This is a genomic window from Pseudomonas sp. V98_8 (genome assembly GCF_029967975.1).
Lineage (GTDB): Bacteria > Pseudomonadota > Gammaproteobacteria > Pseudomonadales > Pseudomonadaceae > Aquipseudomonas > Aquipseudomonas umsongensis.
In genome coordinates, this window is record NZ_JASCAE010000058.1 from 1 (window position 1) to 24,803 (window position 24,803).

General features: G+C 60.6%; 25 protein-coding genes. 4 read left to right on the plus strand and 21 right to left on the minus strand.

Going from position 1 to position 24,803, the window contains the following annotated elements:
• The first annotated feature begins 361 nt into the window (after positions 1 to 361).
• Entirely contained in the window at positions 362 to 796 is a 435-nt protein-coding gene (locus QLG10_RS19985; protein ID WP_020799224.1) for a hypothetical protein, read from the plus strand.
• Between the two features lie 83 nt (positions 797 to 879).
• Here the strand turns inward: QLG10_RS19985 and cydB are convergent, their stop codons facing one another.
• Both cydB and QLG10_RS19995 read right to left on the minus strand, forming a co-directional pair.
• Entirely contained in the window at positions 880 to 1,902 is a 1,023-nt protein-coding gene (cydB, locus tag QLG10_RS19990) for a cytochrome d ubiquinol oxidase subunit II (RefSeq protein WP_282487907.1), read from the minus strand.
• 12 nt (positions 1,903 to 1,914) lie between these two features.
• Positions 1,915 to 3,291: a cytochrome ubiquinol oxidase subunit I gene (locus tag QLG10_RS19995; protein WP_282487908.1), complete on the minus strand. Its 1,377-nt coding sequence runs from the start codon at positions 3,289 to 3,291 to the stop codon at positions 1,915 to 1,917.
• Between the two features lie 230 nt (positions 3,292 to 3,521).
• Here QLG10_RS19995 and QLG10_RS20000 point away from each other — a divergent pair, with 230 nt between their 5' ends.
• Positions 3,522 to 4,745 (plus strand): zinc-dependent alcohol dehydrogenase, encoded by a 1,224-nt coding sequence (locus QLG10_RS20000; RefSeq protein ID WP_110747184.1) that lies wholly within the window; start codon positions 3,522 to 3,524, stop codon positions 4,743 to 4,745.
• 108 nt (positions 4,746 to 4,853) lie between these two features.
• Here the strand turns inward: QLG10_RS20000 and QLG10_RS20005 are convergent, their stop codons facing one another.
• From QLG10_RS20005 to QLG10_RS20050, 10 genes are all read right to left on the minus strand, one after another.
• A complete protein-coding gene (locus QLG10_RS20005) occupies positions 4,854 to 5,354 on the minus strand; it encodes a CinA family protein (RefSeq protein ID WP_110747186.1) in 501 nt (166 codons plus the stop codon).
• Between the two features lie 38 nt (positions 5,355 to 5,392).
• Positions 5,393 to 6,559, minus strand: a complete 1,167-nt coding sequence (locus QLG10_RS20010; RefSeq protein WP_188263902.1) for a carboxylate-amine ligase — start codon at positions 6,557 to 6,559, stop codon at positions 5,393 to 5,395.
• Positions 6,560 to 6,594: 35 nt separating this feature from the next.
• Complete coding sequence (locus tag QLG10_RS20015) at positions 6,595 to 6,891, minus strand: hypothetical protein (RefSeq protein ID WP_110747190.1); 297 nt, start codon at positions 6,889 to 6,891, stop codon at positions 6,595 to 6,597.
• Between the two features lie 101 nt (positions 6,892 to 6,992).
• Positions 6,993 to 7,913: a ZIP family metal transporter gene (locus tag QLG10_RS20020; RefSeq protein WP_282487909.1), complete on the minus strand. Its 921-nt coding sequence runs from the start codon at positions 7,911 to 7,913 to the stop codon at positions 6,993 to 6,995.
• 63 nt (positions 7,914 to 7,976) lie between these two features.
• On the minus strand, positions 7,977 to 8,861 hold the full coding sequence (locus tag QLG10_RS20025; RefSeq protein WP_151142070.1) for a manganese catalase family protein: 885 nt from the start codon (positions 8,859 to 8,861) through the stop codon (positions 7,977 to 7,979).
• A gap of 411 nt (positions 8,862 to 9,272) precedes the next feature.
• Positions 9,273 to 10,094: a DUF3618 domain-containing protein gene (locus QLG10_RS20030; RefSeq protein ID WP_282487910.1), complete on the minus strand. Its 822-nt coding sequence runs from the start codon at positions 10,092 to 10,094 to the stop codon at positions 9,273 to 9,275.
• On the minus strand, positions 10,091 to 10,522 hold the full coding sequence (locus tag QLG10_RS20035; RefSeq protein ID WP_248677486.1) for a phage holin family protein: 432 nt from the start codon (positions 10,520 to 10,522) through the stop codon (positions 10,091 to 10,093). The genes QLG10_RS20030 and QLG10_RS20035 overlap by 4 nt, the downstream gene beginning before the upstream one ends.
• Positions 10,522 to 11,172: a hypothetical protein gene (locus tag QLG10_RS20040; RefSeq protein ID WP_188263905.1), complete on the minus strand. Its 651-nt coding sequence runs from the start codon at positions 11,170 to 11,172 to the stop codon at positions 10,522 to 10,524. The genes QLG10_RS20035 and QLG10_RS20040 overlap by 1 nt, the downstream gene beginning before the upstream one ends.
• Before the next feature lie 168 nt (positions 11,173 to 11,340).
• On the minus strand, positions 11,341 to 11,961 hold the full coding sequence (locus QLG10_RS20045) for a hypothetical protein (RefSeq protein ID WP_248677485.1): 621 nt from the start codon (positions 11,959 to 11,961) through the stop codon (positions 11,341 to 11,343).
• A gap of 139 nt (positions 11,962 to 12,100) precedes the next feature.
• Entirely contained in the window at positions 12,101 to 13,057 is a 957-nt protein-coding gene (locus QLG10_RS20050; protein WP_110747203.1) for a threonine dehydratase, read from the minus strand.
• A 96-nt stretch (positions 13,058 to 13,153) separates the two neighbouring features.
• On the opposite strand from QLG10_RS20050, the gene QLG10_RS20055 reads away from it, so the two are divergent.
• Positions 13,154 to 13,963, plus strand: coding sequence for an AraC family transcriptional regulator (locus QLG10_RS20055; protein ID WP_248677483.1), 810 nt, complete (start codon positions 13,154 to 13,156; stop codon positions 13,961 to 13,963).
• Positions 13,964 to 13,975: 12 nt separating this feature from the next.
• Here QLG10_RS20055 and QLG10_RS20060 read toward each other — a convergent pair whose 3' ends face one another.
• Entirely contained in the window at positions 13,976 to 14,671 is a 696-nt protein-coding gene (locus QLG10_RS20060) for a tRNA (adenine(22)-N(1))-methyltransferase TrmK (protein WP_282487911.1), read from the minus strand.
• A gap of 189 nt (positions 14,672 to 14,860) precedes the next feature.
• On the opposite strand from QLG10_RS20060, the gene QLG10_RS20065 reads away from it, so the two are divergent.
• Positions 14,861 to 15,160 (plus strand): hypothetical protein, encoded by a 300-nt coding sequence (locus QLG10_RS20065; RefSeq protein ID WP_110747209.1) that lies wholly within the window; start codon positions 14,861 to 14,863, stop codon positions 15,158 to 15,160.
• Positions 15,161 to 15,426: 266 nt separating this feature from the next.
• Here the strand turns inward: QLG10_RS20065 and QLG10_RS20070 are convergent, their stop codons facing one another.
• From QLG10_RS20070 to QLG10_RS20105, 8 genes are all read right to left on the minus strand, one after another.
• Complete coding sequence (locus QLG10_RS20070) at positions 15,427 to 16,983, minus strand: sensor domain-containing diguanylate cyclase (RefSeq protein WP_282487912.1); 1,557 nt, start codon at positions 16,981 to 16,983, stop codon at positions 15,427 to 15,429.
• 30 nt (positions 16,984 to 17,013) lie between these two features.
• A complete protein-coding gene (locus tag QLG10_RS20075) occupies positions 17,014 to 18,627 on the minus strand; it encodes a mechanosensitive ion channel domain-containing protein (protein ID WP_248677481.1) in 1,614 nt (537 codons plus the stop codon).
• A 135-nt stretch (positions 18,628 to 18,762) separates the two neighbouring features.
• On the minus strand, positions 18,763 to 19,779 hold the full coding sequence (locus QLG10_RS20080) for a succinylglutamate desuccinylase/aspartoacylase family protein (RefSeq protein ID WP_248677480.1): 1,017 nt from the start codon (positions 19,777 to 19,779) through the stop codon (positions 18,763 to 18,765).
• 15 nt (positions 19,780 to 19,794) lie between these two features.
• A complete protein-coding gene (locus QLG10_RS20085) occupies positions 19,795 to 20,766 on the minus strand; it encodes a DMT family transporter (protein ID WP_050511611.1) in 972 nt (323 codons plus the stop codon).
• Positions 20,766 to 21,464: an ABC transporter permease subunit gene (locus tag QLG10_RS20090; protein WP_033042791.1), complete on the minus strand. Its 699-nt coding sequence runs from the start codon at positions 21,462 to 21,464 to the stop codon at positions 20,766 to 20,768. The genes QLG10_RS20085 and QLG10_RS20090 overlap by 1 nt, the downstream gene beginning before the upstream one ends.
• Positions 21,465 to 21,482: 18 nt before the next feature.
• Positions 21,483 to 22,196, minus strand: coding sequence for an ABC transporter permease subunit (locus tag QLG10_RS20095; protein WP_110747221.1), 714 nt, complete (start codon positions 22,194 to 22,196; stop codon positions 21,483 to 21,485).
• Between the two features lie 156 nt (positions 22,197 to 22,352).
• Entirely contained in the window at positions 22,353 to 23,141 is a 789-nt protein-coding gene (locus tag QLG10_RS20100) for a transporter substrate-binding domain-containing protein (RefSeq protein ID WP_033042786.1), read from the minus strand.
• 26 nt (positions 23,142 to 23,167) lie between these two features.
• Positions 23,168 to 24,673: an aminotransferase class I/II-fold pyridoxal phosphate-dependent enzyme gene (locus QLG10_RS20105; protein WP_188263914.1), complete on the minus strand. Its 1,506-nt coding sequence runs from the start codon at positions 24,671 to 24,673 to the stop codon at positions 23,168 to 23,170.
• Between the last annotated feature and the right edge of the window lie 130 nt (positions 24,674 to 24,803).

Genomic DNA, 24,803 nt, shown 5'->3' on the forward strand with positions numbered 1-24,803 from the left:
GCGGAACGCGGAGCGTCCCTGGCGGCATTCCCACGCAGAGCGTGGGAACGATCAATGTGCTGCCGCCTTCGCGAGCAGGCTCGCTCCCACAAGGGATCAGGTGCACCCGTAACAGTCAGGTCGGCTTTAAGGCCGCCTCTCTTTAGCTCTGGATTTGGGTACCCCGTCAAACCAAGAGCCTTTTGCCCAGTTTTTCACTGGCCCGGCGTTCCCCCATTTGGAAAAGTAAGTTGCCGTCAGCCCAAACCCTAAGCGGCCATTACCGCAACAACGGATATTTTCCGCAAATTTCTTCATACAGGCTATTGGCTTCCATGGATGAGCTACCATAGCTAAACCGTTTTTTTATCCGGAGAAGATTATGCATCGATTGGTTAAGCCGTCGGATTATGTTCTTCAGACTGCGCTGGACAAAATGGTCTACATGCTTCCCTGGGAACGACGACATTGCCCCGGAAACCCTACGGAAGAGCCCGAGCAGGGCGCTCTGCTCTACAACCAATACATCCTGAACTTCCTGCACGGTGTGGCGCCGCGTACACCCAGTGAACGAATCGTTGAAATTGCCCAATGGTGCCTGGCGTTGGCCGGCGAGCCTGCGCGGGCGTTGGCCGATGATTTGTCTGCGGCTTACCTCAGTCGATACAGCTTCGTGCTTGCTGATATTTCAAAATTCGACGATGAATCGAGAGAATTTCGGGGGCATCTGGCGCTCTGGCCTGAAGAAATCAAAAAAATGCCAGCCAATCTGGTAATGGCTTTGCGAGCCAGGGCCGCGGGACTCTTACTGCGCTGACACATTGGGCAGCCAGAAAATCGGGGGCAGGCGACAGGCAAAGCGATTGTTGCCCTGCTCACCCCCATGCGCCGACCGCCAGGCTAATCTCCCATACGTTGTTTGTCGCCCTCCAAGGCACGCACCTTGCCGCTGAAGACACTGAAGCCGTAGGTGTTGTAGATGAGCGTCACCGGTATCAGCGCGGCGAAACCGATCAACATGAACACCTGGCTTGTCGGACTTGAAGCAGCCGCTTGCAACGTCAGCTGCGGCGGGACAATCAGTGGATACAGCGCTGCAATCATCAATGCAAAGGCTAAAACAAAGATGCCCAATGCAGCGAACAGCGGCAAATAATCCCTGCGGCTTTGAAAACCCGAAATGAAGCCGCACAGCAATGCCAGGAGCAGTAGTGAAGCCGGCAGCCAGACAAGTGGATTTGCCAACCGGTACGCATATCGAGCGTCCAGGTTCACTGTCCAGGTCACCAATACGGCCAGTAGCACCAGCGTCATGCTTGCCAACGCCCGCGCCTGGCGAGCTGATCGCCGCTGCAGTTCTTCTTCAGAACGCCAGTAAAGCCAACAGGCACCCAGCCACGTGTAGCCAACGACCAGCACTGCACCGCAATACAACGGAAAAATACCCAGCCACTCCCAGCCGTCGCCGCTGTACTGCCGGCCATCATTGGGTATGCCCTGCACAAGCGTCCCCAATACGATCCCCTGACAGGCACCCGTCAGCAGCGAACCGCCCAACAACAAGCCGTCGACCGCGCGCTTGATTCGCTCATTGGGTGAGTAATCGCGAAATTCCAGGGCTACGGCTCGCAGGATCAGTGCGAGGAACATCAGGATAAAGGGCAGGTAGAGCGCCGGCAGCAGGATCGCATAGGCCAGCGGAAACAACGCCAGCAAACCACCGCCACCGAGTACCAGCCAGGTTTCGTTGGCATCCCAGATCGGCAGGATAGTCACGGCCATGGCACGCCGAAGCTGACTATCGCGTGTCAGGCCCAGCAACACACCCACGCCAAGATCAGTGCCGTCCAATAGCACATAATTCAACACTGAAAATCCCAGGGCGGCGGCTGAAAGCACTATTACCCAGTCATTGTCCAGCATGGATCGATGCCCTCAGGACTCACCCGTCTCATCGGCCAGTGTCGGCTGCGGGCCGGGCTCGCCCGCGTGAGGCGGCTCACGCAACACTCGCAGCAACACCCACAGGCCCACGCCAAAGATCACCAGGTAGAACGCCAGGATTGTCCATGTCGCGCCTACCACCTGTTCCCGGGAAACCGCTGACAGGCTGTCGGCCGTGCGCAACAATCCATAAACCGTAAACGGCTGGCGGCCAACCTCGGTCACAGTCCAGCCACTCAACATCGCCAGGAATCCAGCCGGGGTCATCCCGACACACCACCTGTACATCCAGCGCGTGGCATACAGGCGATTTCGCCAACGCAGGACCAGGCTGGCCACGCCCTGCCCTAACATCAACAGGCCCAGGCCGACCATGACGCGAAAAGCAAAGAACACCGTGGGCACAGGGGGGATGTCCTGGGGCGGGAATTCGTCGAGGGCGGCGATGGTGCTACTCAGGTCATGCCGCAGGTACAGCGACCCCACGCGCGCAATTGCCAGTTCCCAATGATTGCGCCGCTCTGTCATGTCCGGCAAGGCGAACAGCCGTAGCGGCTCCCCTGCCCCTTCAATCGGACGAGTCCACGAGCCTTCGATGGCGGCGACTTTCTGTGGCTGCACGTTGAGACTGTGCAGGCCATGCAGGTCTCCAGCGACGATTTGCACGGGGGTGAGCACCGCTATCGCCCACAGCGCCATGGACCACACCAGCCGCGCCCGCGGGTTCTGCGGCGCACGCAACAACTGCCAGGCACTGACACCGGCCAGTAGTGTCGCGGTACCAAGAAACGCGGCCAAGGTCATGTGCGCAAACCGATAAGGGAAGGAAGGATTGAAGATGATTGCCCACCAATCCTGGGCGATGAAGCGTCCATCGGCGCCAATGGCGTAGCCGGCGGGTGTGTGCATCCAGGAATTGGCCGACAGGATCCAGAAGGCGCTGAGGAGCGATCCCATGGCGACGGCGCAAGTGGCAAAAAAATGCAGGCGCGGGCCGACTTTCTTCATGCCGAACAACATGATGCCAAGAAAGCCTGCCTCCAGAAAAAAGGCCGCCAGCACTTCGTAGAACATCAACGGGCCGAGGATGTCGCCCGCCTGGGTCGACAGCCGCGACCAGTTGAGCCCGAACTGGTACTCCAGGATCAGCCCCGACGCCGTGCCCACCGCCACGGTGAGGGCAAACACTTTCAGCCAGTAGCGGTAGACGTCCAGGTAGATCGTTTGCCTGCGCCACAGCCAAAGCGCTTCAAGCGCCATCAGGAAGTTGGCCAGGCCGATCGTGAGCGCGGCCAGGACAATATGAAAGCTGATGGTGATCGCAAACTGGGCACGCGCAGCCGTCAGCGCCGAATCAAACGCGTCCATGATGGCCACCGACTGCTAACCAGAGCGGACAGCCTGCGTTGCGGGCGGAAATAGGCATGACACCTGACCCATGCAGTATTTGTCGGTTGACTGTTGCGGGCGCCAATGATTCCGAAACGCGCCTCAAGCCTCGAGACCGCTAGTCACGCCTTTCCATCATCTCGGTGAACTAACCGCCCTCATTGCTCCTCTCCCACTTACCATCAAGGTAACGAGAGGGGCAGGACGTCATGAGAGCACTCACCTATCACGGCGCGCATAGCGTAAAAGTCGACACTGTCCCCGATCCTGTGATCGAGGATAGTGACGACATTATTCTTCGGGTTACGGCCACGGCCATCTGCGGTTCGGACCTGCACCTGTATCGCGGGAAAATCCCGACCGTCGAGCATGGCGATATCTTCGGTCATGAGTTCATGGGAATCGTCGAAGAAGCGGGCTCGGCAGTCACTGCCGTGCAACCAGGCGACCGTGTGGTGATCCCTTTCGTTATCGCTTGCGGCAGCTGCTTCTTCTGTCAGTTGGATCTGTTCGCCGCGTGTGAAACCACCAACACCGGGCGTGGCGCGATCCTGAACAAGAAAGCCATCCCGTCCGGCGCCGCGTTGTTCGGTTTCAGCCACATGTATGGCGGCATACCTGGCGGGCAAGCGGAGTATGTGCGTGTTCCCAAAGCCAATACCGGACCTTTCAAGGTGCCGGGCACCCTGTCGGACGAGAAGGTGCTGTTCCTGTCGGACATTTTGCCCACCGCCTACCAGGCGGTGACGAACACCGGTATCGGCAACGGTTCAAGCATCGCCATCTATGGCGCCGGCCCTGTCGGGTTGTTGAGTGCGGCCTGCGCCAGGATGCTCGGAGCCGAGCAGATTTTCATGGTCGATCACCACCCCTATCGCCTGGCTTACGCACAGAAAACCTACGGCGTGATACCGATCAATTTCGATGAAGATGATGACCCGGCAGACACTATCATTCGCCAAACCAAAGGCATGCGCGGCGTGGATGGCGTGGTGGATGCGGTGGGATTCGAAGCCAAGGGCAGCACCACAGAGACAGTGCTGGCCACCCTCAAGCTTGAAGGCAGCAGTGGCAAAGCGTTGCGCCAGTGCATTGCCGCGGTAAGGCGTGGCGGGGTCGTGAGCGTGCCAGGCGTGTATTCCGGGTTCATCCATGGCTTCCTGTTCGGCGATGCCTTCGATAAAGGGCTGACCTTCAAGATGGGACAGACCCATGTGCAGCGTTACCTGCCAGAGCTTCTGGACCATATAGAGACAGGTCGCCTGGCCCCGGAGGTTATCATCAGCCATCGACTGTCGCTGGAACAGGCAGCCGAAGGGTACAAGATGTTCGACAAGAAGGAAGACGATTGCCGCAAGGTCATCCTGACGCCTGACGATAACCAGATTGCGTTGCCTGTGGACGACGACAGCGCCACGGTCCTGGCTACCTGATAGGCACCTCCAGCATCATGGGCGGCAAGCCAGCTCCTACGGTTTTTTTTGTTGCACGCAGAACTCAATCACAACTCCGGTAATCGGCTTTGTCGCCCATGGCTGTCCCTACCCACACTCGCCGGCCAACGCGCGTTGATGAAAATGCGGCAGCAGCTTCAATGAGTGGTCTGCCGCCAACCGCTGCACCTCACAACGCGAACCGATGAACCGATGCTGCCGGCTGAAGATGCTCAGCCCCCGTTCGGTCTGATAAGCCCAGGCAAAACAAATGGTGCCAGCGGGAATCCCGTCGACGTCATCAGGGCCAAGGATGCCTGTCGTCGACACAGCCACATTCGCGGTGCTGTCGTGCAAGGCTCCCAGAGCCATTTCCCGCGCCACTTCACAGCTGGTCAGATTGAACGTTGCGATCGTGTCGGGACTTACCCTCAACAGTCGCTGCTTCGCTTCGGGTGAGTAGACCACATAGCCGCTCTCGATCAGCTCGCCACTGCCTTCGACCTCGGAAAGCAGGGTGATGATTTTTCCGGCGGTGCACGACTCCGCCGTGGTCAGCAGCAATGCGTGCTCGCGCAGATATTCAACAGTGTCGTCGGCAATAGGCATGGCGCCTCCCGGTAACGCCTTGTGTCGTTAATGTTGGCTCACGACCCACAGACCGCTGGTTGCAGGTCATCAACTACGCAGGGCTCTTGCGACGTTTCCATCAGCAGTTGATCCACCACCTCAACCAGTGCGGCGTGGGTATCGCCTGTGCTGCACAGGGCCCGCCGGTAAACGCTGCGCTGTCGGTCGGCACTGGTGCCGTTGCGCAGGATCCGGCGGGCCTGGGCAAAGACGTTTTCCACGTGCATTGACCGCGCTGTTTCACCCAGGATCTGCTGCGCCAGGACAAGCCACTGCTCGGCCGAGAAGGGTCGGTCGTACCCTTCGACGATGAATGCCCCCTGCGTGCCTGACCGTTTCGCGCGCCACCGGTTTTCCTTGAGGATCCAACGGGACTCTTGCGAATAGCCCGACCCAGGCCGGGGTTGATCAATCGCATAGGCCACCAGCAGTCGAAAAAACGAGGCGATACACAAGGTGTCTTCCAGGCGCGGGCAGGCATCCGTCATGCGTAATTCCAGGGTCGGATAGCGCGACGCAGGACGCACTCCCCACCAACATTCACTGGCCTGCCTGATGGCACCGGTACGCATCAGCAGCGCGACGTAGGCGTCATGGGCAGCCTCATCTTCGAAGTACTCCGGGATGCCCATCCTCGGCCACTCGTCACAGGCCGTTTGCCGATAGCTCATGAAGCCGCTGTCGGCACCGTCCCAAAAGGGCGAAGAACTGCTCAGTGCCAACAACAGCGGCGTCCACGGCAAGACTTCGTTCATCACCTGGATACGATCAAGGTGACCCGGCACCTCAACATGTACGTGCAGCCCCGACAGCACACTGCGCCGGGCGACCCGTTGGTAGTCGTCAAACAGCTGGAGAAAATGATCTTGCCCGGTGGCCTGCTGCGTGCGCCAGTCGGCCAAAGGATGGCTGCCCGCACAGAGCAGTCCAAGGCCGTAGGGCTCCAGCGTACGCTGCAAACGTGTGCGAGCAGAGACAAGGTAGTTCTCGGCTTCCGGCATGCAGGTGAAGATAGGGGACGCTACTTCGATCTGGCCCTGGAACATTTCATAAGCAAAGCAACTGCCCATCGCCTCCTGGCACGCTTCGATCGAAGCGCCGGGAGGCTCATCGGTCATTCGCCGGGTGTGCACGTCAGTGATGAAGTATTCCTCTTCAATTCCGAACTTCAACCGTCTGTTCATCGATGTGCCCTCGCCTTTCACACTGTCGCCTGTAATCACCCCTGGTCATCAACCGCCCCGTCACCATCGCTCACCTGGCCCACGGGGTGATAATCCTCTCCCGCTACTGCGCGCAGAAAGGCCAGGTCGGCCTTTCTGCGCAGATCACGCCACTCTTGCCAGCTGACAATGCGCAGGCGATCCATTTCATCTGATTGTCTGAGCAGTTCTTCGTGATAGGCATCCGGAGATTCCTTGCGCAGTGCAATGTCATCGAGTGCTTGGTACCAGGCGTCCAATGCACACAATCTTCGTTCCTGTGCCGGCGTCAGTCGGTTTGTGAAGGCGTTCATGGCAGTGGAATTCCCGAGTAATTTCTGAATGGATCAACACGGTTCGAGGCAGGTTCATGGGGACCGACAAGAGGCGCCGACCATGTTTCAGGCGTTCTGGTTCAGCCCAATGCGGTATCGAGAAACATCATTACGCCAAACCCCAGCATCAGCCCCAGCGTCGCGGGCGTCTGGTGGCCATTGCGATGGGTCTCGGGGATGACCTCATGGGAGACGACAAAGATCATCGCGCCGGCGGCAAGCCCCAGGGCAACGGGATAGCCCAAGGCGAACGTCGTGGAGATGCCAAGACCGGCCACGGCGCCCAGCGGCTCCATCAGCCCTGACCCAACGGCAATCACCACGGCACGCAGTGCCGAGATCCCGGTCACGCGCAACGCCAACGCGACGGCAAGTCCTTCCGGGATATCCTGGATGGCAATCGCCGTTGTCAGTGGCAATCCCACCTTCATGTCCCCATTGGCGAAGCTGACGCCGATGGCCATGCCCTCAGGCAAGTTATGCAAGGTGATGGCCAGGACAAACAGCCAGACTCGATTGAAGCGCTCGGCCTCAGGCCCCTTGCGTCCACTTTGTAGATGCTCATGGGGCACAAACCGTTCGAGACCGATCATCAGCGCCACCCCTAAAGCCAGCCCCGATACGACGACACAGGCCGCCAACAGCTTGTTATCGCAAATCGCCTGGGCCGCTGCGATCCCCGGGAGAATGAGAGAAAAAGAACTGGCGGCGAGCATCATGCCCGCGGCAAAGCCCAGCATGGTGTCCTGTGTCCGTGCGCAGATATCGTGCAGGACCAGCGCTATCACGGCGCCGAGCGCAGTCGCGGCAAAGCCGCCGAGACCGCCTAGAAACGCATAGTGCAGGTTGACCCGGTTGGGCCCGTCGAAGGCGCTGAATCCACTGATCAGCAGGAGGATGACGACCCCAACGAGGGTTGACCAGAAAACCAGGCTTGTCCATCCAGCCCTTTTAATCGGGCTGTACCACGATGCTCTGACAGGAGCTGACGGTTCGGGCATGAGATCTCCTGTATCCGTTGCAATGAAAACACCGCACGCCAGAACGGCGTGCGGTGCACTTCATCAGGCTTCCTCACGTCCCTGCACACCTGCACCCAGATCGGCGCCCGTTATTGGATCGCTTTCGGGGTCGGACATCGTGCGGGCCTTCAGGTCCATCAGCAATGAATCTTCCTCGGCACTGAGCTCCACACTGGCTGTACCGTCACCGCCATCGACTGCCGGCTGCGGATCTTCCACGTAAGTCCAGTCGTCACCCTGGTTCCACGGCCCACGCGTACTGCCTTCGCCCTGGGACAAGTTGAAATACACGTTGGTGAAATCGGCCATGCCCGGCAGCTTGCCTTGAGGGAAGTTAGGCTGGATCGAGTGCAAGGCTTTTTCGAAGGACAATTGATGGGCGATTTCGCGGGTCATCAGAAAGCCCAGGGCCTCCTTCACGCCGGGATCATCGGTGACGTTCATCAGTCGCTCGTAAACAATCTTGGCGCGCGCCTCGGCAGCGATGTTGGAACGCATGTCCGCCGTGGGCTCACCGATGGTATCGACGTACGCTGCCGACCAGGGCACACCGGCTGAGTTGGTCAGGGGCGCACCGGCCCCGTACAGCAAGGAGGTGATGTGCGAGTCGTTACCAGCGCCGTTGATTGCGCGGTACAGTTCGCCCTCCTCTTCCACGCCTTCGGCCACGCGGCCTTTGGCACCCTTGTTGAGCATGACGATGATCGAGCCGACGATCTCAAGGTGACTGAGTTCTTCGGTGGCAATGTCCATCAGCAGATCCTTTCTGCCAGGATCTTCCTCGGCCAGCGCCTGGGTGAAGTAGCGGGACGCGGCGGCCAATTCCCCCTGTGCTCCACCGAATTGCTCAAGTAAAAGGTTCGCCAGACCGGGATTGGGTTGGGCAACGCGAACGGTGTATTGAAGTCGTTTGTTATGCAGGAACATGATGAATCTCCTCAGGTCTCAAAGGCGTCGATACCCATCCGGCAATTGACCGAATGCGGCGCCCACAGTCATCTGAAGGAGCTGCCCTCGCAAAAATTTTAAAAAAGATTAACGACTCGCGACGGGCGGTATTTAGCGTTATGAATCCGGCGCTCTTCACACCAGTCGTCGGTCATTGTTCAATCGCTTAAAACTTTTCCTGCCGGCACGATTTCAACCGCTGTCGCTTTGCATTCCTGCAGGAGCGAGCATGCTCGCGATGGACGTCAACGATAACGCGGGGCTCATGGATAAACGCGGAGCATCTGAGACCACCCTCGGAACGCCGCCCGGAGCATGCTCACCCCTACACGGGAAAAAGCCAAAAAAAAGGGAGGCCAGGATTCGACCTCCCGCCTTTCGCTTGATGCCTTACGACGTACCCAACCCACGAGACAGATCGGCTGATTGGCTGCCGGCTACGGGGCGATCCCCTTCGGGCTTCTCCGCATCGGTGTGCTCGGTGGTTTTAGTCACCGTATCGCGCACCGCTTCGAACCCCTCCCGAGCCTGCTGCTTGACCTTGTCGGCCAACCCTGCGGCGGTCTTGCCCATGTAGCGCTGCTCGGTCGCTGTCGAGGGGAATGCTGCCCCCAACATGGCCCCCAAGGCGATGCCAGCAGTGGCCATCATCAGCGGCTGTTCCTTCAGCAACTGGCTGACCTGGTTGCTCATCTGTTGCGTTCCGCGCACCAGGCGATCGCTGGCATCGTGCACGGCATGGCTGATGTTTTCGCTGGCAGCGCCCAGGTTATCGCTCAAGTGCGCCGCTTTGCCTTTGACCGTCTGGTAACCCTCCTTCAGGGTGTCGGCAGTCTGGTGCAAATGCTCGCGCGCACCGTCAAGGCCATCCGCCAGGCCATCGGTCCACTCCCCTACCTTGTTCTGCTGTGGTTGCGCTCGATAAACAGGACGAGGAGTCGGTGGACGGTTCTGGCTCATCATCAACCATAACAGCCCCACCGACGTCACCACCGCAGGCACCGGATTATTGCGCACGCTGGTGCCAAGGTTACTCAGGAACGTAGTGCCGTTGCTCTGCATGAAAGACAACGCCTGGTCGAAGACCTGACCCGGGGTGAACTTGCTTTCCAGCGCATCGACGATGTTGCCAATGCTTGCACGCTGCGCATCGATTTCACGCTCGATGGTCTCGGGGCTTTTTTGCGATTCGATTTCGAATTCACTGTTCATGAGACTCTCCTACGCAGCGCTTCCTGGTCTTTGTTCAAGGCATCCAGCGTGCGATCAGGCTTCAAGTGGGACGGTTCGAACTGTTTTTTCCCTGATTGCAGCATGGCGAACCCGACGATCATCACCACGACACCGACGATCAGTGCGGCCAGCCACGGTGCCATGACCATGCTCAAGCCATAGACCACGGACATCAGCAGAATGATGAACCCCGCCAGCAGCACAATCGCCCCGCCAGCGACACCGGCAATGCCAGCCTTGAGCGTCGTAAGGCTGGCTAACAGCTCAGCCTTGGCCAACGCCAGTTCCTTGGTGAACAACGAGGGCACTTCGCGCGTCAACTGACGCAACAGCCCGACCACCGAAGCGTCAGGCTCAGGCACGGGCACCGGTCTTGCGCCCGGCAGATCTGGGTTATCTCTGTTCATCACAGCGCTCCTTTAAAGGACGTGGAACCGGGAGTCGGATTCGTCGCGAAATCTGACGGATGATCCTGTCCGTTCGGCGAGGCCGGCGTGATGCCGGTTGCCAGACCCGGGTTGTGATCGGGACGTGGCGCAACGGAGGTTTCGTAAGGTCGTTGAGCGCCAAAACCACCTGATGGAGGCATTGAACGACCTGCCGCCGGATCGCCACCATCGCTGACTGTCGCCGCAGGCGCGGTGCCGGCCTTGAGAAAGCGCGAAAGGCCAAAGCCCAGCGCAATGCTGCCGGCAATGAACAATCCCGGATTATTGCGCGCCAGATCGGCCGCGTCGTGGAGCAGCTGCTCCGCGCTTTTCCCGCGCAAATTCCCCGCCAGCCCGCTCATGGACTCCGCCATGTCTGCGAGGTAGTCGGACATGCCAAGCTTGTCCTTGTCCTCAAGTTCCGAAACGAAAGATTTTGCCCCTTGGGCCAGGGCCTCGATCTGATCGGCTGCCGTGTCACGGTACTGGCCAAACTGCTCATCCACCTGCTGTCTCGCACCGCCAAGCGCTTCTGTCACGTTCTCCTTGAGGTGTTCAAAATCAGGGGCTGGTGTTGCGGTATTGGGTTTGCCTGACCGGTCATCTGTCGTGCTGTCTGTAGTATTCATGTCGTCCCTCGCCTTCTGAGTGAAGAAAAGCGTTATCAGGGTTCGCCACGAAACACCCGCAGCCCCCCTCCCTTCTGATGACGGGACAGTGTGAGGGGGAGTTCCAATGAAATGATGAATGATCGGTACAACAGCCGCTCGTTTAACAACCAGGCACAACGGATCGTTTTAGATTCCCAACGCAATCAACTGACAAACAGGTACCCACGCCACCTGGACGATCAGCAACAGGATAAACGACAGGAAGGCCCTGAGCAGAAAGGCATGGGCCATCCTGATGCAGGACAGCTTGCGACGGGTCCCGGTGTGGTTGTGCCTCACGGCAAGCAACAGTTTCTCCACCAGCTCGGGCTTGGGATCGGTCTTGCACCACAGGCTCGCCAGGTCACTGGCGTCGACCCGGCTTGAGGCTGATACCTTGAGCGTTTCAAATGCCCAGATGCCTGCGCGAAACAGATACAAGGTGGCCACCAGGAAGATGGCCAACGAGACGATGCTGTAGCCGATGGTTGATTTGTCGCTCCAGATACTCGCAAGCAAAGCGGCTAACACCGGTGCGAGCGCGGTGACGACTGCCAGGTAGAGGCTGGCTTTGGCGTCTGCGGTTTTTCGTCGATCCGATTCGGCATCATCGAGCCGTCGCGCTTCTTCAAGCGCCGCATCGGTGTCCACGTCCCAGTTGGCCGCCCTGATACTCGTGTTGTCTTGCTGATGCCCGGCCTCTTGCTCCTTGAGCGCTTGCCTGGTGAGCGTTTGCAACCGGGGCCAGATCAACTCTGAAAGGTTCATGGGCGGCCAATGCCTGGAAGTTCATCGACAATGGCGCGGGGGTAGGCATGGCGGCTACCTTGTCCCGCCACGCCCGCTGCCCATTGGGGTTGATTTCATGATAGTCGAGTGCGCCGTTTCTGACGGAGGGGTAAACCTGTCAGCCGATCACGCGCGCATACACCGATCTGTCGACGTTGCCACCGGACAGAATCACCCCCACCCTTTTGCCCCTCATTGCGTCGCGCTCCTGGATGAGCGCTGCCAGGGCGGCGGCGCCTGCGCCTTCTGCGAGATTGTGGGTATCGGTGTAATACATGCACATGGCCTCGGCAATCTGCGCCTCGTTGACCGACACGATCCGCGCTGCACCTGCCGCGTAGACGGCAAAGGCTTCGGCAATCGGCTTGCGCACGGCCAGGCCGTCGGCAAAAGTATCGGCCGAGGCGGTCTCACATATCGAACCTGCTTCAAACGATAGCTTTGCGGCTGCCGCCTCGGTGGACACCACGCCCACCACTCGGGTTTTCAGGCCCAACGCATCGCGGGCGGCAATCACTGCGCAAATCCCCGAGCCACAACCAATCGGCACGTAGACGGTATCCAGGTCCGGCGCGGCCTTGAACAGTTCCAGCGCATAGGTGGCCACGCCTTTGACCAGCTCGGTGTGGAATGGCGGTACCAGGTAAAGGCCATGGACCTGTGCCAGGCGTGCGGCTTCCTCGCGGGCCTCATCGAAATCACGGCCATGTTCGACCACTTCGCCGCCAAAACCGCGCATGGCATTGTTCTTTTCCAGCGAGTTTCCTTGCGGCACGACAATCAGTGACTTCAACCCCAGCGCGCTGGCCGCCAGCGCCAGGCTCTGGCCGTGGTTGCCGCGGGTGGCCGTGACAATGCCCCGCACGTGCGGATGCGTGCGCTTGAGCCAGTGCATGAAGGTAATGCCGCCACGCACCTTGAATGCACCTGTGGGCGTGTGGTTTTCGTGCTTGACCCACACGGTGCAACCCAGGCGTTCCGCCAGCAAGGGCCAAGGGTACTGCGCGGTGGCAGGCATCACCTGGTAAACCAGGCGAGCAGCTTGTTCGATATCGTCGCGAGTCAGTGTGTGCATGAGGAGGCTCCCAGGGGTTTGGCCCAGTCTAGCCACGCACGCCCTTTGCCGGCTTTCAGAAAACCGACCTGACTTTCGGCCCCCTTCTTAATTACTATGGGGTGTATGAACCCTCTCAACCGCCTGCAATCGCCATTCCCGCCTGAACCGGTGCGCCGTATCGAGGTCGGGCCATGGGCGATCGAACTGCTTCCCGGCAGCGCCTACGCGACCCGATATGTCGCGAACCAGTCGGCGATTGGCTTTGCCTTCGACAGCCAGCGCGGCCTGCACGCCATCGGCAGCGATCGGGTACAACCCTTCATTGCCATGCCCAACGGCCTGGCGTTCGTCCCCACCGGGTGTGACGTATTGTCTGAATCGCCAACGGGCGGTGAATACCTGCGGGTGATCCGCACCGATGGTAAGGCGCTATCCGGCGATCGGGCCTTCAACAACCGCATCGATCCCCAGGCGACCGCCCTCGCCCTGCGCATGCGCGGTGCGCTGTTGCAGGCTGGGGTGGCCGACGATTGGGAGGCCTGGGCACTCGCACTGGCTGAACGCGCCACAACGAACCCAGGCTTGTCGACACCGCTGCAAGGCTCGCTAACGCCCAACCGCATGCGCTTGCTCGATGAGTTCATCGATGCCGGCCTTGACGGCCCGCTGGGTGTGCAGGCAATGGCGCAATTGCTCGGGTTGTCCGAAGGCTATTTCATGCGTGCGTTCAAGCAGGCGACGGGGCAAAGCCCGCACAGTTACCTGATTGACCGGCGCCTTGCCAAGGCGCGTGCCCTGATGCGCGATTCGACCGCGAGGCTGGCGGACATTGCTCACGCCTGCGGTTTCAACTCCCAGGCGCACATGACCACCACCTTCAGGCAGCGTCTTGGCGTGAGTCCGGCGCAGTTGCGTGGTTGCTAGTCCCGGATGGGGTTAAGCCAGCAGTTCAGTGATCCATCGGGCCTGCCGGGCGATGTCCTGCACCTTCTCCTCCGGCACGGCCTGCCGCGCCCGCGCGAAATGGCCCAGGGTCTTGTGGTTGACGTGCAGCATTCGCTGCCACTTGGCCAGGAACACCGGGCTGCGGGCCTGCATCTGCAATGGACCGAAGTACAGTTCCCGGGCGCTATACACCATCGGTTCGGCGCGCTCGGCGACGATGATTTCGTAATAAAAGCGATTTTCCCGCAGCACTTCCTCACAAAGGATGCGGTAGCCATTTTCCATCAGCCATAGGCGAAGTGGCTGTTCGCCGCCGTTGGGCTGCAGGATCAGGCGTTCCTGGCCGCTCAGGCGTGCCTTGCCACTGTCAAGAATGTCGCGGATGGTCTCGCCGCCCATGCCGCAGACGCTGATCGCCGTGATCTTGTCCTGCGGCTCGATCGCCGCCAGGCCATTGGCCAGGCGTACGCTGATCCGTGCGTGCTGGCCGCTCTCGCGCACCGTGCGTTCGGCCGCGTGGAACGGCGTCACCGCTACTTCACCGGCCACTGCCGACGCAATGACGCCACGGCGCATCAACGCCACCGGCAGGTAGCCGTGGTCCGAGCCGATATCGGCCAGGCGCGCACCGGCTGGCACATGCGCCGCCACGCGCTCAAGGCGCATGGACAATGTCTGTTCGTTCAACTGCCGCCCCTTTTGACCCCGAACGTGCGGCGCCTTTGGCCGCATGGGGGCGCGATTTTGTCGAGTTACACCGTGCATTTCAAATTTATGCGACAAGGGCACCATGACTGTTGATCGGCGGCCCGCTCATCAAGGGCCAGGCCGACTAGACTAATCAGGCACGACAGCCGCTTGAGCAGGGGAAACGCGATGACCGCGATAACAGTGCGCCAATGCTCGTCATGGGTTCTGCCCTCCCTCATCGCCATCAACCTGGTGCTGACAGCGGGATGTTCAGGCAAGACCGCCACGGCCCGTTACTCAGCCTCGAACATGGGCTCAAGCTGCTATGCCAAAGCACTGCCTACCGCTGGCGAAGGCGGTCTCGCCTGGGGCTCGACCTTGAGCATCGCGCGGCAGAAATCCCTGAACAACTGCATCCGCTATGCCGGTCGCTCCGGCGGCACACCCAGTACCTGCCAGGTGGTGTTGTCGGAGTGCAGGCATTGATCCGAGAGTCAGCACTCCTGCAGGAACGTGCCTGCCCCGGGCGGCGTTCCAACGAAAAACCCTCGGTCACCGGGGTGAGTCAGGTTATCCGGGGCCTCATTGACGTCCATCGCGAGCTAGCTTGCTCAGGTGGTGGTCTGGTGGTTGACCGCGGAAACGGCCTTAATCCTCTGTAGGAGCGAGCATGCTCGCGATGGACTCAAGTGCGCCGCGTTCAACCAGTAAGCACGCGTAATCGTTGACCACCCTCGCGAGCAAGCTCGCTTCTACAGGGCCTTGGTCATCGCAATGCCTTTTCGCCCCAGTTGCTTGACTCCATACATGGCCTGGTCGGCAGCCTTGAGCAAGGTATCGAGCGTCTGCCCATGCAGCGGACACAAGGCAATGCCGATGCTGCACGAGAGTGAGATCTCGCCCGCGCTGGTAATGATGGACTGGCCGATCGCCTCGAGCATCTTCGATGCCTTGATCTCGGCATTTTCCGGGTCGTCCAGGTCGGTCACCAGCACCACGAATTCATCGCCCCCATAGCGGGCAACGGTGTCCCCGGTGCGCGTGGCCCCCAGCATGCGACTGGCCAGCGCCCGCAGGACCTGGTCGCCGACCTCATGGCCGAAATGGTCATTGATGTCCTTGAAATGATCCAGGTCGATCAGCAACACGGCAAATGCAACCCGGTCGAGCTTCCAGTGAGTCAATGCCTGATCGAATCGATCGGCAAACAGGTAGCGGTTGGGCAGATCGGTGAGGACATCGTGGGTGGCCAGGTAGGTTGAACGCTGGTGCTCGACTTCCGCTCGTTCCAGTGCCTTGAAATGCCGGATCAGCAGCAACGGAATTAGTATGAACGAGGCACCCAGTAGCACCAGCAGCAGCAAGGTCTGTCCGCTCAGGACGTCTGCCAGACGCAACTGTCGTTCAAACAGCAAGGTCATGGGCTGGGACGCACTGTGAATTTCGACCTGCTCCTCAAGCAGCGGCAGGAAAAAACGGTCGACAAAACCGGCCTGTCCGCGCCCGGTCGCAAAGACATGGCTTTCAGTCCCCGCCGCGGTCTGCAGCACAGCGCGAATGTTTACTTGCGGGTCCACGTTCGCATGGATCACCGCATCCAGCAAAGACCCCGTCCTGACCAACAGCAAGGCGACCATGGTACTGCCGAAGAAATTCGGCCGGGAGCTCTCGCGCACCCGTTCAGGCCGGCTGACCGATTGCATCAGGATGAACGCATCGCCGCCCTCGTACATGGTGAACACCGGTGATACCACTGGCTTGGGATTGTTGTAGGTGCGGGCCAGCGCGTATGACAGATAGTCGACGGTTTCCAGCCTGACGCCGTAGATCGCATTGGCCTGCGCAAGCACCGGATACATGAACAACACCGGCCAGGTCTCTCGCAAAAAGGCCTGGTGCTGTGCCGGTTGCCGGGTAAGGGTGGGGAAATCCTTGAGCGTGAAATCGGGTCGCCAGGTGCGACGCAGCATTGCTTCGAAGGCCGACTGCTCTGCCAGGGGCACCGCGCGCGCCGCTTCGAGCATGTACAGATGCGGGTAAGCGGACATCACCGCGGCGGCATAACGCGCCGCCGCCTCGTTGTCGCTCTGGTCGACCGCCTGGAGAAATGCCGAGAAGCCGGCCAATACCGCTTCGTTGGTATCGAGCTGGTTGCGCACGATGCCGGAGATATTCTGCACGTATTCGGCGAAGCGCGTTTCCCGACGCTGTGTTTCGGACTTGAGCAGCAACAGCGCAGACATGCCCATCAAGCCCAGGGCCAGGAGAATGAAGCCTGCGAAGGCATGGTGGCGTTTAGTCAATTTCATGCGGGTATCCAACCGTGGCTCAACTCAGATTTACCGGGTTTTGTGCGCCGGTGCCGTATACCACTGGTCCTTGGGCACCCTCTTCTCCTGCTCTGGATCACCCAGGTAGTGCGGCGACATGATTTGCACCTCGTACTCGTTGAACACGTCCTGGATGTTGGCGTGCAACATGCTCAACAGCACCGCGCGCGGGCGTGGCTGGCTGGGGATGGCCTGGGCCACGAGGCGATACTCGGGATAGAAATCCGACAGGGCGGTCTGGAACACCTGCGGCGGCGGTTCCTCGAGGACCCCGGGGGTGCGCCTGGCCGCTTCCAGCAGCATGGCTTCGACCTGACGCCACGGCGTGTCGTAGCCGATGGTCACCACGGTGTCGACCACATAACCCGGGCCCTGCACGGTGCGCGAATAGTTCTTGGTGACGGTGGCAGTAATCATTGAATTGGGCAGGGTCAGTACTTCCCCAAGGCCGGTGCGAATGCGCGTGGTAAACATGCCCAGCTCCGTCACCGTGCCTTCGTATTCGCCAATGCGCACGAACTCGCCGGGGCGCAAGGTGCGCGTGTAGGTCAGGATCAACCCGGACGCCGCCTGCCCGACCACGCTGGTAGCGCCCAGGGAAATCATCAGGCCGATCAGCACCGACAAACCCTTGAAGGCTTCAGTGCCGGCGCCCGGCAGGTAGGGATAGGCCATGGCCAGGGCAAACAGCCAGATGGCCAGCGACGTCAGGCGTTGGGTCGGTTGCAGGGTTTCCTGGTTCAACCAGCTGAAGGTGCCGGGGGTGGCCATGCGCCTTAGGATCCGACGGGCGAAGACCGTGGTGCCGCGGGCAATGAAAAAGATCGCCAACGCCACGCCCAGTCCGGGTATGGCGCCGACGATGCCCTGGAATAAATAACCGGCGACTTCCAACAGGTAGTTGTTGAGGCTTTCGCCCCAAGGCCGGGTGTAGGGAAAGCGGGACAGGACAAAACCCAGCCATTCGTAGGTCAGCAGCAAGACGACCAGCCAGCGCAATATCCCCAGCAGGCGGCTGACCAGCGGATACAGGTAGTTGGCATCGATCACCTGCACCCGTCCGACTTTCAACGCCTGGGTGTGCCGGTGCATCAGGTCCGGCAGCTTTTTCAGCAAGCGACGGCGCAGGTACGCCATGCCCCAGAGCAACACAACATAGATACCGGTAGCCAGCGCGGCACCCGCCAGCGATTTGAGAATCAAGTGCAGGCTACGGGCTTCCTGGGTTTCGGCCACCACTTGGCGCAGTTTGCCAGCAGCACTTTCAGCCGCCTGCCTGACTGATTCGAACTCGGTGGTATCGACATCCTTGGGGGAAACGATAAACGCGCGCTTGGAACCCAGCAGCACCAGGTAACTACCCTGGATGCCATCAAGGGTGACACCCAGGTCGTCCGCATCATCCAGTGCTTCGTTAATCGCTGTCCTGGCCCGTTTGACCCGGGTCTGCGGCGCTTCACCGAGTAATGCACCACGAAAGACGATGATGCTGCGATTGGCAATTTTCAATTCCGCAGGCGCCGGTTGCGCCTCCAGCGGCGGGGGCGCGTCCTCGGCTCGTAGCAGTACCGTCCAGCACATCGCGACAATGACGATCAATGGGGTGAGCAACCAGCTGCGCATGCATCCGTTCCTTACGTCACTGGGTTCTGGACAGGGGTACGTATCGCAGCGTAGTCCAGCGACGGACGGTTGTCAGATATCGTCAACCGGCGTTCAACATGCACACCGGTGATCGGCCACTGCCGCCGTTGCGCCTCAGTTGGGATCCAGCAACCCGCCGTTCCAGTGCCGCGAAAGGCGACTGCCAGTGAACTTCGCCACCCCCATGCCCCGGGCGATCAAACGATCGCGGTAGCGTGTGACCAGGCGTCCGGTCTGCTCGGCATACAGCACCACTTCGGAGGACGGGTCGCCCGGGCGACGCAGGATTCGTGCAAAGCGCTGTCCCTGCTCGACCCGATCGCCCAGTTCCTTCTCGAAGATCAGCACCCCGGGCTGCGGCGCGACAATGGTCTCCATGTGGCCCATCTCCACGGCCTCGACGGGCCAGTCGGCGGGCGCCAGCGCATCGTCGATGATGCCTTGGCCACAAAGCCAGGCGTAAAGCCCCTGTGCATCCTGCTCGGCAAAACGGTCGCTGACGTCACCCTGCCCTCGCAGCTCCAGGGTCGCGGCCATGCGCTGCCCAGTCGTGTCGTCGCGCAGCCATGGCGCAATAATCGTTTCCTCGAACGAACCGTCGCCACCGTCATCCCAGATGATCGCCAGGTCCATCCGCAGCGCCGCCGCCAGTGCACGGCCACGGGGCCAGAAACTGCGGTGCACGTACAGGTAGGGCAGCGCTTCGTCATCGGTGTGCAGGTCCAGCATCACATCCGCCGGTGCCGCCAGTTGCACCAGCTTCTGTTGCCACTCCTGGACATTGGTCGAAGGCCGCGGCATCGTGGCCGACCGATCGAAGCCACGGTTGAAGTTCTGACCGCTGGCATCGTGAAAACGTCCCAGGATCCGCCCCTGGCGAAACTGACCGATACCCAGCGGGTTGGCCTGTGGTACCACGGTCACGCTGCCGTTGAGGCGGCCCTGGGACTCGGCCACCTGAAGGCGTTGCATCAACAGGTGCAGGACCAGCATGCCGGCGATTTCATCGGCATGTACCCCGGCCTGCAAGTGCACCTTGGGCCCACCGCGGCCGCCCTCGAAACGCCAGGCACCGACCTGTACCGGTTCACCATTGTTGTTGCGAACCTCGAACGAAACATCCTGCGCCATAAGCCAGTCCTCCTGTCATTGATCCACGACACTCGCTCGGCCGCCATCGGGCTTGCCCTCGGCCGCTTCGGGATAGAGAGGCTGCGACACCGAGCATTCGGCACCGACGACCTCCTGCGACGGGTGCCGGCCGAAAATCATCGCCAGGGTGCCGCTGACCGCGATCAACCCGGCGCCGATCATCAACGACACATCCATCAGCGTGCCCCAGATAAGGCTCGACAGCAGGAACGCCCAGATCAGCCCGGTGTACTCGAACGGCGCCAGCACGGTCGCGGTGGCACGCTGGAAACTGGCGAACAGCAGGAACTGGCCGATGCCGCCCATCAGTCCCGCACCGAGCATGCCCAGCCAGGCTGGAACAGGTGCTGGCGTGTGGGTCCAGGGCAACGCCAGCGCCATACAGATGACGAACACCACGTTGGTGATCAACATCTGTTCGAGCACCGAGGTCTGCTCATCCACCTGGCGCAACTGGATATAGGTGAACGCCCAGCACATCGCTGCCAACAGGGTCAGGACTATCGGCAGCGGATCGCCCATGTCGCTGGGGCGACAAGCAATCACCACGCCGATGAACCCGATGATCAGGGTGAACCACTGCCAACCGTTGACGCGCTCCTTGAGAATCGCCGTCGCCAGCACCGTGACCATGATCGGTGCCGAGAAATACAGGGTGGTCATCTCCGCCAGGGTCAGGTCGCGGGCCGCCGTGTAATACAGCAGCCAGGCAGCGATCGACAGCAAGCCGCGCACCACCAGCAGCCGCCGGCTGGACGAACGCCAGGCACGCCGAACCAGTTGCAAACGGCCGAGCAGCAAACAGGCGAGCACCACCACCAGGGCGCGCCAGAACAGAATGGTGAACACCGAATAATCGGCCACCAGCCACTTGATACCGGCATCCTGCAAGGACAGGAACGCGTAGCCCAATGTGCACAGGCCGATGCCTTGCAAGGAGCGGTCAACCAATGGCGTGCTCTTCATCATGCAGACCTGCGAACCGGGGTGCCACGACGCTCGGCGAAGGCGAAAAGCGCCTCGATCAGGAACGTCAGGCACACGTAGACACCGGCCACCAGCAGCAACGGCTCATACACCTGCAGGGTTTGCGCGCGCACCACGTTGGCCGCGCCCAACAGATCGATCACGGCGATGGTCGAGGCCAGGGCCGTGGATTTGAGCAGCATCACGGTTTCCCCAGCCAGCGTCGGCAACAGCAAGCGCAGCGCCCGGGGCAACCGCACCCGCAACAGGGCCTGGCGCGGGGTCATGCCGAACGCCGAAGCCGCTTCCATTTCGCCTTTGGGCACCGCCAGCAAGCCACCGCGGATCACTTCGCCGACATAGGCCCCCACCGACACCACCAGGGCGAACACGATGTACCAGTAACCATCACGCAAGTATGGCCAGAGGAAACTGCCGCGAATCAATGGAAACTGCGCAAACAGACTGCCCAGGCCGTAGTAGAAAATGTAGATCTGGATCAGCAAGGGGGTGCCGCGGGTCACGCTGGTATAAAACAGACTGAGCTTGGCGATGACCTTGTTCCTGGAGATCCTGGCCAGCGCTACCAGCACCGCCAGGAAAAAACCGAACACGCTGGCAATCAACAGGATCAAAAGGGTCGTTTGTAGCCCGCGGGCCAACAGCGATGCGTATTCAACTATCCACGTTGGAATCATTTCATTCTCCCTGCCGGTTCAGTCGACAAGTGGCATCCAGCGACGAATACGTCGCTCGAGCCGTCCCGACAGGTAGTTGGAAGCCAGCGTTACCGCGTAATACAGCGCCGCGGCCGTGAGGTAGAACAACAGGTAATGACGCGTCGAGCCCGCGCCTTGCCGGGCGGTGTACAACAGTTCGTTGGTACCGACCACGCTGATCAGGGCGCTGTCCTTGATCAGGTTGATCCACAGGTTGGCCATCCCCGCCATCGCATAGGGCGCCATGATCGGCAGCGTGACGCGGCGGAACAAAGCGAAGCCGTGCAGCCCGAAGGCTTTTGCCGCTTCGATCTGGCCGAAAGGAATGGCCTGGATCGCCGCGCGAAAAATCTCCGAGGCATAGGCGCCCTGCACCAGGCCCAGCACCACGATCGCCGCCAAGGGGCCGCTGACGTTCACCGCGCCGTAACCCAGCGCTGCCATCAGTGCGTTGAGCAGCATGGAGCCGACGTAATAAAGCAACAGGATCAGCAGCAGTTCCGGAACCGCGCGGAACAAGGTGGTGTAACCGCGCGCCAGCGCGGCAATCGGTCTTGGCCCGCCCAACTTGAGGCAGGCCACGACCAGGCCGATGGCCAGCCCGAGCACAAAGGCCCCGGCGGATATCTGCAGGGTCATCCATAAGCCCCTGAGCAGCGCCGCCCCCCATCCTTGCTCGCTGAAACCGATCAAATCGAACATTGCAGGCATGTTGCTCTCCAGTCAGTTTCCTTGAAGGCGCCACTTGCCCCTGTGGGAGCGGGCTTGCTCGCGAAAGCGGTATGCCATTTAGCGATGATGTCGACCGCCACACCGCCTTCGCGAGCAAGCCCGCTCCCACACAGGATCTGTGTACAGATCTGGCTATCAGAACGCCGGCTTCACGCTCGTGCCGAAGTAGCTTTGGGACAGGTCGTCATAATCCTTGCTCGCCAGCAGTTCCTGGATGGCTTTGTCGAGTTTGGCCTTGAGCTCGGTGTCGTCCTTGCGCAGGCCTGCGCCCACGCCCTTGCCGAAGATCGGGTCGTATGGCACGGCGCCGAGGTAATCCAGGTTGCTCTTGCTGGCATCCGGGGTCTTGACGAAGGCCGCCATGGCGGTGCCGTCGGCCATCATCAGGTCGAGGCGACCGGCGATCAGGTCGGCGTTGACCGAGTCCTGGGTGTCGTAATACTTCACGTCGGCGATTTTTTCGTAGTAGGTCTTCAGGTAGCTGGCGCTGACCGTGGAGTTCTGCACGCCGATGGTCTTGCCCTTGAGGTCGTCCGGGTATTTCTTGACGACAGCGTCCTTCGGTCCGACAACCGCCACCACGGAGTCGTAGTAGGCCTTGCTGAAAGCGATCTGTTTTTCCCGTTCTTCGGTCACCGACATCGAGGAAAAGATCACGTCGATTTTCTTCGCCAGCAACGACGGAATAATCCCGTCCCATGCCACTTCCTTGATCTCGCACTCGGCTTTCATTTCGCTGCACAGCTTGTGGATCAGGTCCACTTCAAAACCTTTCCACTCGCCGTTGGCCTGCTTCTCGGTGTACGGCGGATAGGGTTCGGCGGCGACCGCGAACCTGATCGGTTGTGCCTGCGCCGCGCTCATGCCAGCCAGCATTACAGCGGCCGCGCCAGTCAACCAGTTTGCCAAACGTCGATTTCCCATGGTTTTTGCCCCGTCTTTTGTTGTTTTTAGCGAGTTTGATGAGCGTTGACGAATTGCCGGCAACGCTCGCTGCGTGGGTGTACGAACACGTCGTCCGGCGTACCGGTTTCCTCGATCAGCCCTTGATGCAAAAAGGCGACTTTGGAAGAAACATCGCGGGCGAAGGCCATTTCATGGGTCACCAGGATCATGGTCCGGCCTTCCTCGGCGAGAGAGCGGATCACCCGCAGCACTTCCCCGACCAGTTCAGGGTCGAGTGCCGAGGTGGGTTCGTCGAACAGCATGACCTTGGGCCGCATGGCCAGGGCCCGGGCGATGGCCACCCGTTGTTGCTGCCCTCCGGAGAGAAAGGCCGGGTACTCGTTGCGCTTGGCCGCCAGCCCCACCCGTTCAAGCAAGGCTTCGGCGCGCTCGGTCGCCTCCGCCCGGCTTTCGCGCAAGACCTGGGTCGGCGCTTCGATGAGGTTTTCCAGGACCGTGCGATGGGGCCAGAGGTTGAAGTTCTGGAACACCATGCCCAGGCTGGACCGGATGCGTACCAACTGTTTGGCGTCCGACACCAGCGGCGCGCCGGGGCGGGTGTGGTTCAGGTGAATGCTTTCGCCATCTACCAGGATGCGTCCCTGGTCCGGGACTTCGAGCATGTTGATGCAGCGCAGCAAGGTGCTTTTGCCGGAGCCGCTGGCGCCGATCAGCGAGATCACCTCGCCCTCGCGCGCCGTCAGGGACACGCCCTTGAGCACCTCGATGTTGCCGAAGCGTTTGTGCAGGCCTTCGACTTCGATCATGGTTCGCGCGGTGACCGGTTCGCTGACCGGCCTGCTCGTCACGCCGCTGACCACAGGCCGTGGTCCCTGGGTTTTCAACGCCAGGACAAAATCATGGATACGCTCGCAGGTCCTGGCCAACACCAGGGATTCGGCACGCGCCACGAGGGCAGGATCAGCGATGATCCAACCCATGTGCCAATCGGCCATTGGGTGGGATTTCGCCAGGCTACCCATCACCACACAACGCTCGGCCATGCCCGGCGCTACCGTGAGGCTGAGGTTTTGGTGCTGCAGTGCCAGGTCCTCATGGACTTCATCGATGACCACCCACAGGTCATGGGCAACGGCGAGTCTGGCGATGGCTTGCAATGTGTCGTGCTTGAGCACCGTGCTGGACAGGAAAATTGCCCGGGTGCGCGGGGTAATCGCCTTGGCCAGCAGCGCTGCATCAACGGACGCCACCCGCACCAGCGTGGCGCCGCAGGCCTTGAGCGGCGCGTCGCAGGTCGGGTACATCGGATCGACGACAATCACCTCGTCCCCGGCGGCAAGCAGGCATTTCGACGTGATGAACAAGGCGTCTTGCGCCCCTGTCAGCGTGATCACGTTGGTGGCGTTGAGCTCACGCCCCAACAGCCTGCCGTAGTGCCCGGCGAGCGCTTCACGTAAAACCGGCCGATCGTTAAGTTCGCTGCCGTGGGGGTCATCAATAGCGGCTACGCCTTGTTCCGGGATCCGCTCAACAAAGGGTGAAAACCGCATGCCAGTGCCTCGTTCAAGATGAAGAAACGCAAGCCCGCAACCAGCCGGGAAAGAAGGTGAAACGAACATAGTTCAAGCTGAACACTCGTTCAACAGAAAACTGATGGCGGTTCGCGTTCAGCGCAAACAG

Bases quoted from the DNA above. Each gene is read 5' to 3' on its own strand.
- QLG10_RS20040 (WP_188263905.1), bottom strand. From the start codon at position 11,172: ATGAATACTACAGACAGCACGACAGATGACCGGTCAGGCAAACCCAAT.
- QLG10_RS20050 (WP_110747203.1), bottom strand. From the start codon at position 13,057: ATGCACACACTGACTCGCGACGATATCGAACAAGCTGCTCGCCTGGTT.
- QLG10_RS19985 (WP_020799224.1), top strand. From the start codon at position 362: ATGCATCGATTGGTTAAGCCGTCGGATTATGTTCTTCAGACTGCGCTG.
- cydB (WP_282487907.1), bottom strand. From the start codon at position 1,902: ATGCTGGACAATGACTGGGTAATAGTGCTTTCAGCCGCCGCCCTGGGA.
- QLG10_RS20105 (WP_188263914.1), bottom strand. From the start codon at position 24,673: ATGCGGTTTTCACCCTTTGTTGAGCGGATCCCGGAACAAGGCGTAGCC.
- QLG10_RS19995 (WP_282487908.1), bottom strand. From the start codon at position 3,291: ATGGACGCGTTTGATTCGGCGCTGACGGCTGCGCGTGCCCAGTTTGCG.
- QLG10_RS20100 (WP_033042786.1), bottom strand. From the start codon at position 23,141: ATGGGAAATCGACGTTTGGCAAACTGGTTGACTGGCGCGGCCGCTGTA.
- QLG10_RS20030 (WP_282487910.1), bottom strand. From the start codon at position 10,094: ATGAACAGTGAATTCGAAATCGAATCGCAAAAAAGCCCCGAGACCATC.
- QLG10_RS20035 (WP_248677486.1), bottom strand. From the start codon at position 10,522: ATGAACAGAGATAACCCAGATCTGCCGGGCGCAAGACCGGTGCCCGTG.
- QLG10_RS20020 (WP_282487909.1), bottom strand. From the start codon at position 7,913: ATGCCCGAACCGTCAGCTCCTGTCAGAGCATCGTGGTACAGCCCGATT.
- QLG10_RS20015 (WP_110747190.1), bottom strand. From the start codon at position 6,891: ATGAACGCCTTCACAAACCGACTGACGCCGGCACAGGAACGAAGATTG.
- QLG10_RS20065 (WP_110747209.1), top strand. From the start codon at position 14,861: ATGACCGCGATAACAGTGCGCCAATGCTCGTCATGGGTTCTGCCCTCC.
- QLG10_RS20045 (WP_248677485.1), bottom strand. From the start codon at position 11,961: ATGAACCTTTCAGAGTTGATCTGGCCCCGGTTGCAAACGCTCACCAGG.
- QLG10_RS20095 (WP_110747221.1), bottom strand. From the start codon at position 22,196: ATGCCTGCAATGTTCGATTTGATCGGTTTCAGCGAGCAAGGATGGGGG.
- QLG10_RS20025 (WP_151142070.1), bottom strand. From the start codon at position 8,861: ATGTTCCTGCATAACAAACGACTTCAATACACCGTTCGCGTTGCCCAA.
- QLG10_RS20000 (WP_110747184.1), top strand. From the start codon at position 3,522: ATGAGAGCACTCACCTATCACGGCGCGCATAGCGTAAAAGTCGACACT.
- QLG10_RS20090 (WP_033042791.1), bottom strand. From the start codon at position 21,464: ATGATTCCAACGTGGATAGTTGAATACGCATCGCTGTTGGCCCGCGGG.
- QLG10_RS20075 (WP_248677481.1), bottom strand. From the start codon at position 18,627: ATGCGCAGCTGGTTGCTCACCCCATTGATCGTCATTGTCGCGATGTGC.
- QLG10_RS20085 (WP_050511611.1), bottom strand. From the start codon at position 20,766: ATGAAGAGCACGCCATTGGTTGACCGCTCCTTGCAAGGCATCGGCCTG.
- QLG10_RS20080 (WP_248677480.1), bottom strand. From the start codon at position 19,779: ATGGCGCAGGATGTTTCGTTCGAGGTTCGCAACAACAATGGTGAACCG.
- QLG10_RS20010 (WP_188263902.1), bottom strand. From the start codon at position 6,559: ATGAACAGACGGTTGAAGTTCGGAATTGAAGAGGAATACTTCATCACT.
- QLG10_RS20070 (WP_282487912.1), bottom strand. From the start codon at position 16,983: ATGAAATTGACTAAACGCCACCATGCCTTCGCAGGCTTCATTCTCCTG.
- QLG10_RS20005 (WP_110747186.1), bottom strand. From the start codon at position 5,354: ATGCCTATTGCCGACGACACTGTTGAATATCTGCGCGAGCACGCATTG.
- QLG10_RS20055 (WP_248677483.1), top strand. From the start codon at position 13,154: ATGGGGTGTATGAACCCTCTCAACCGCCTGCAATCGCCATTCCCGCCT.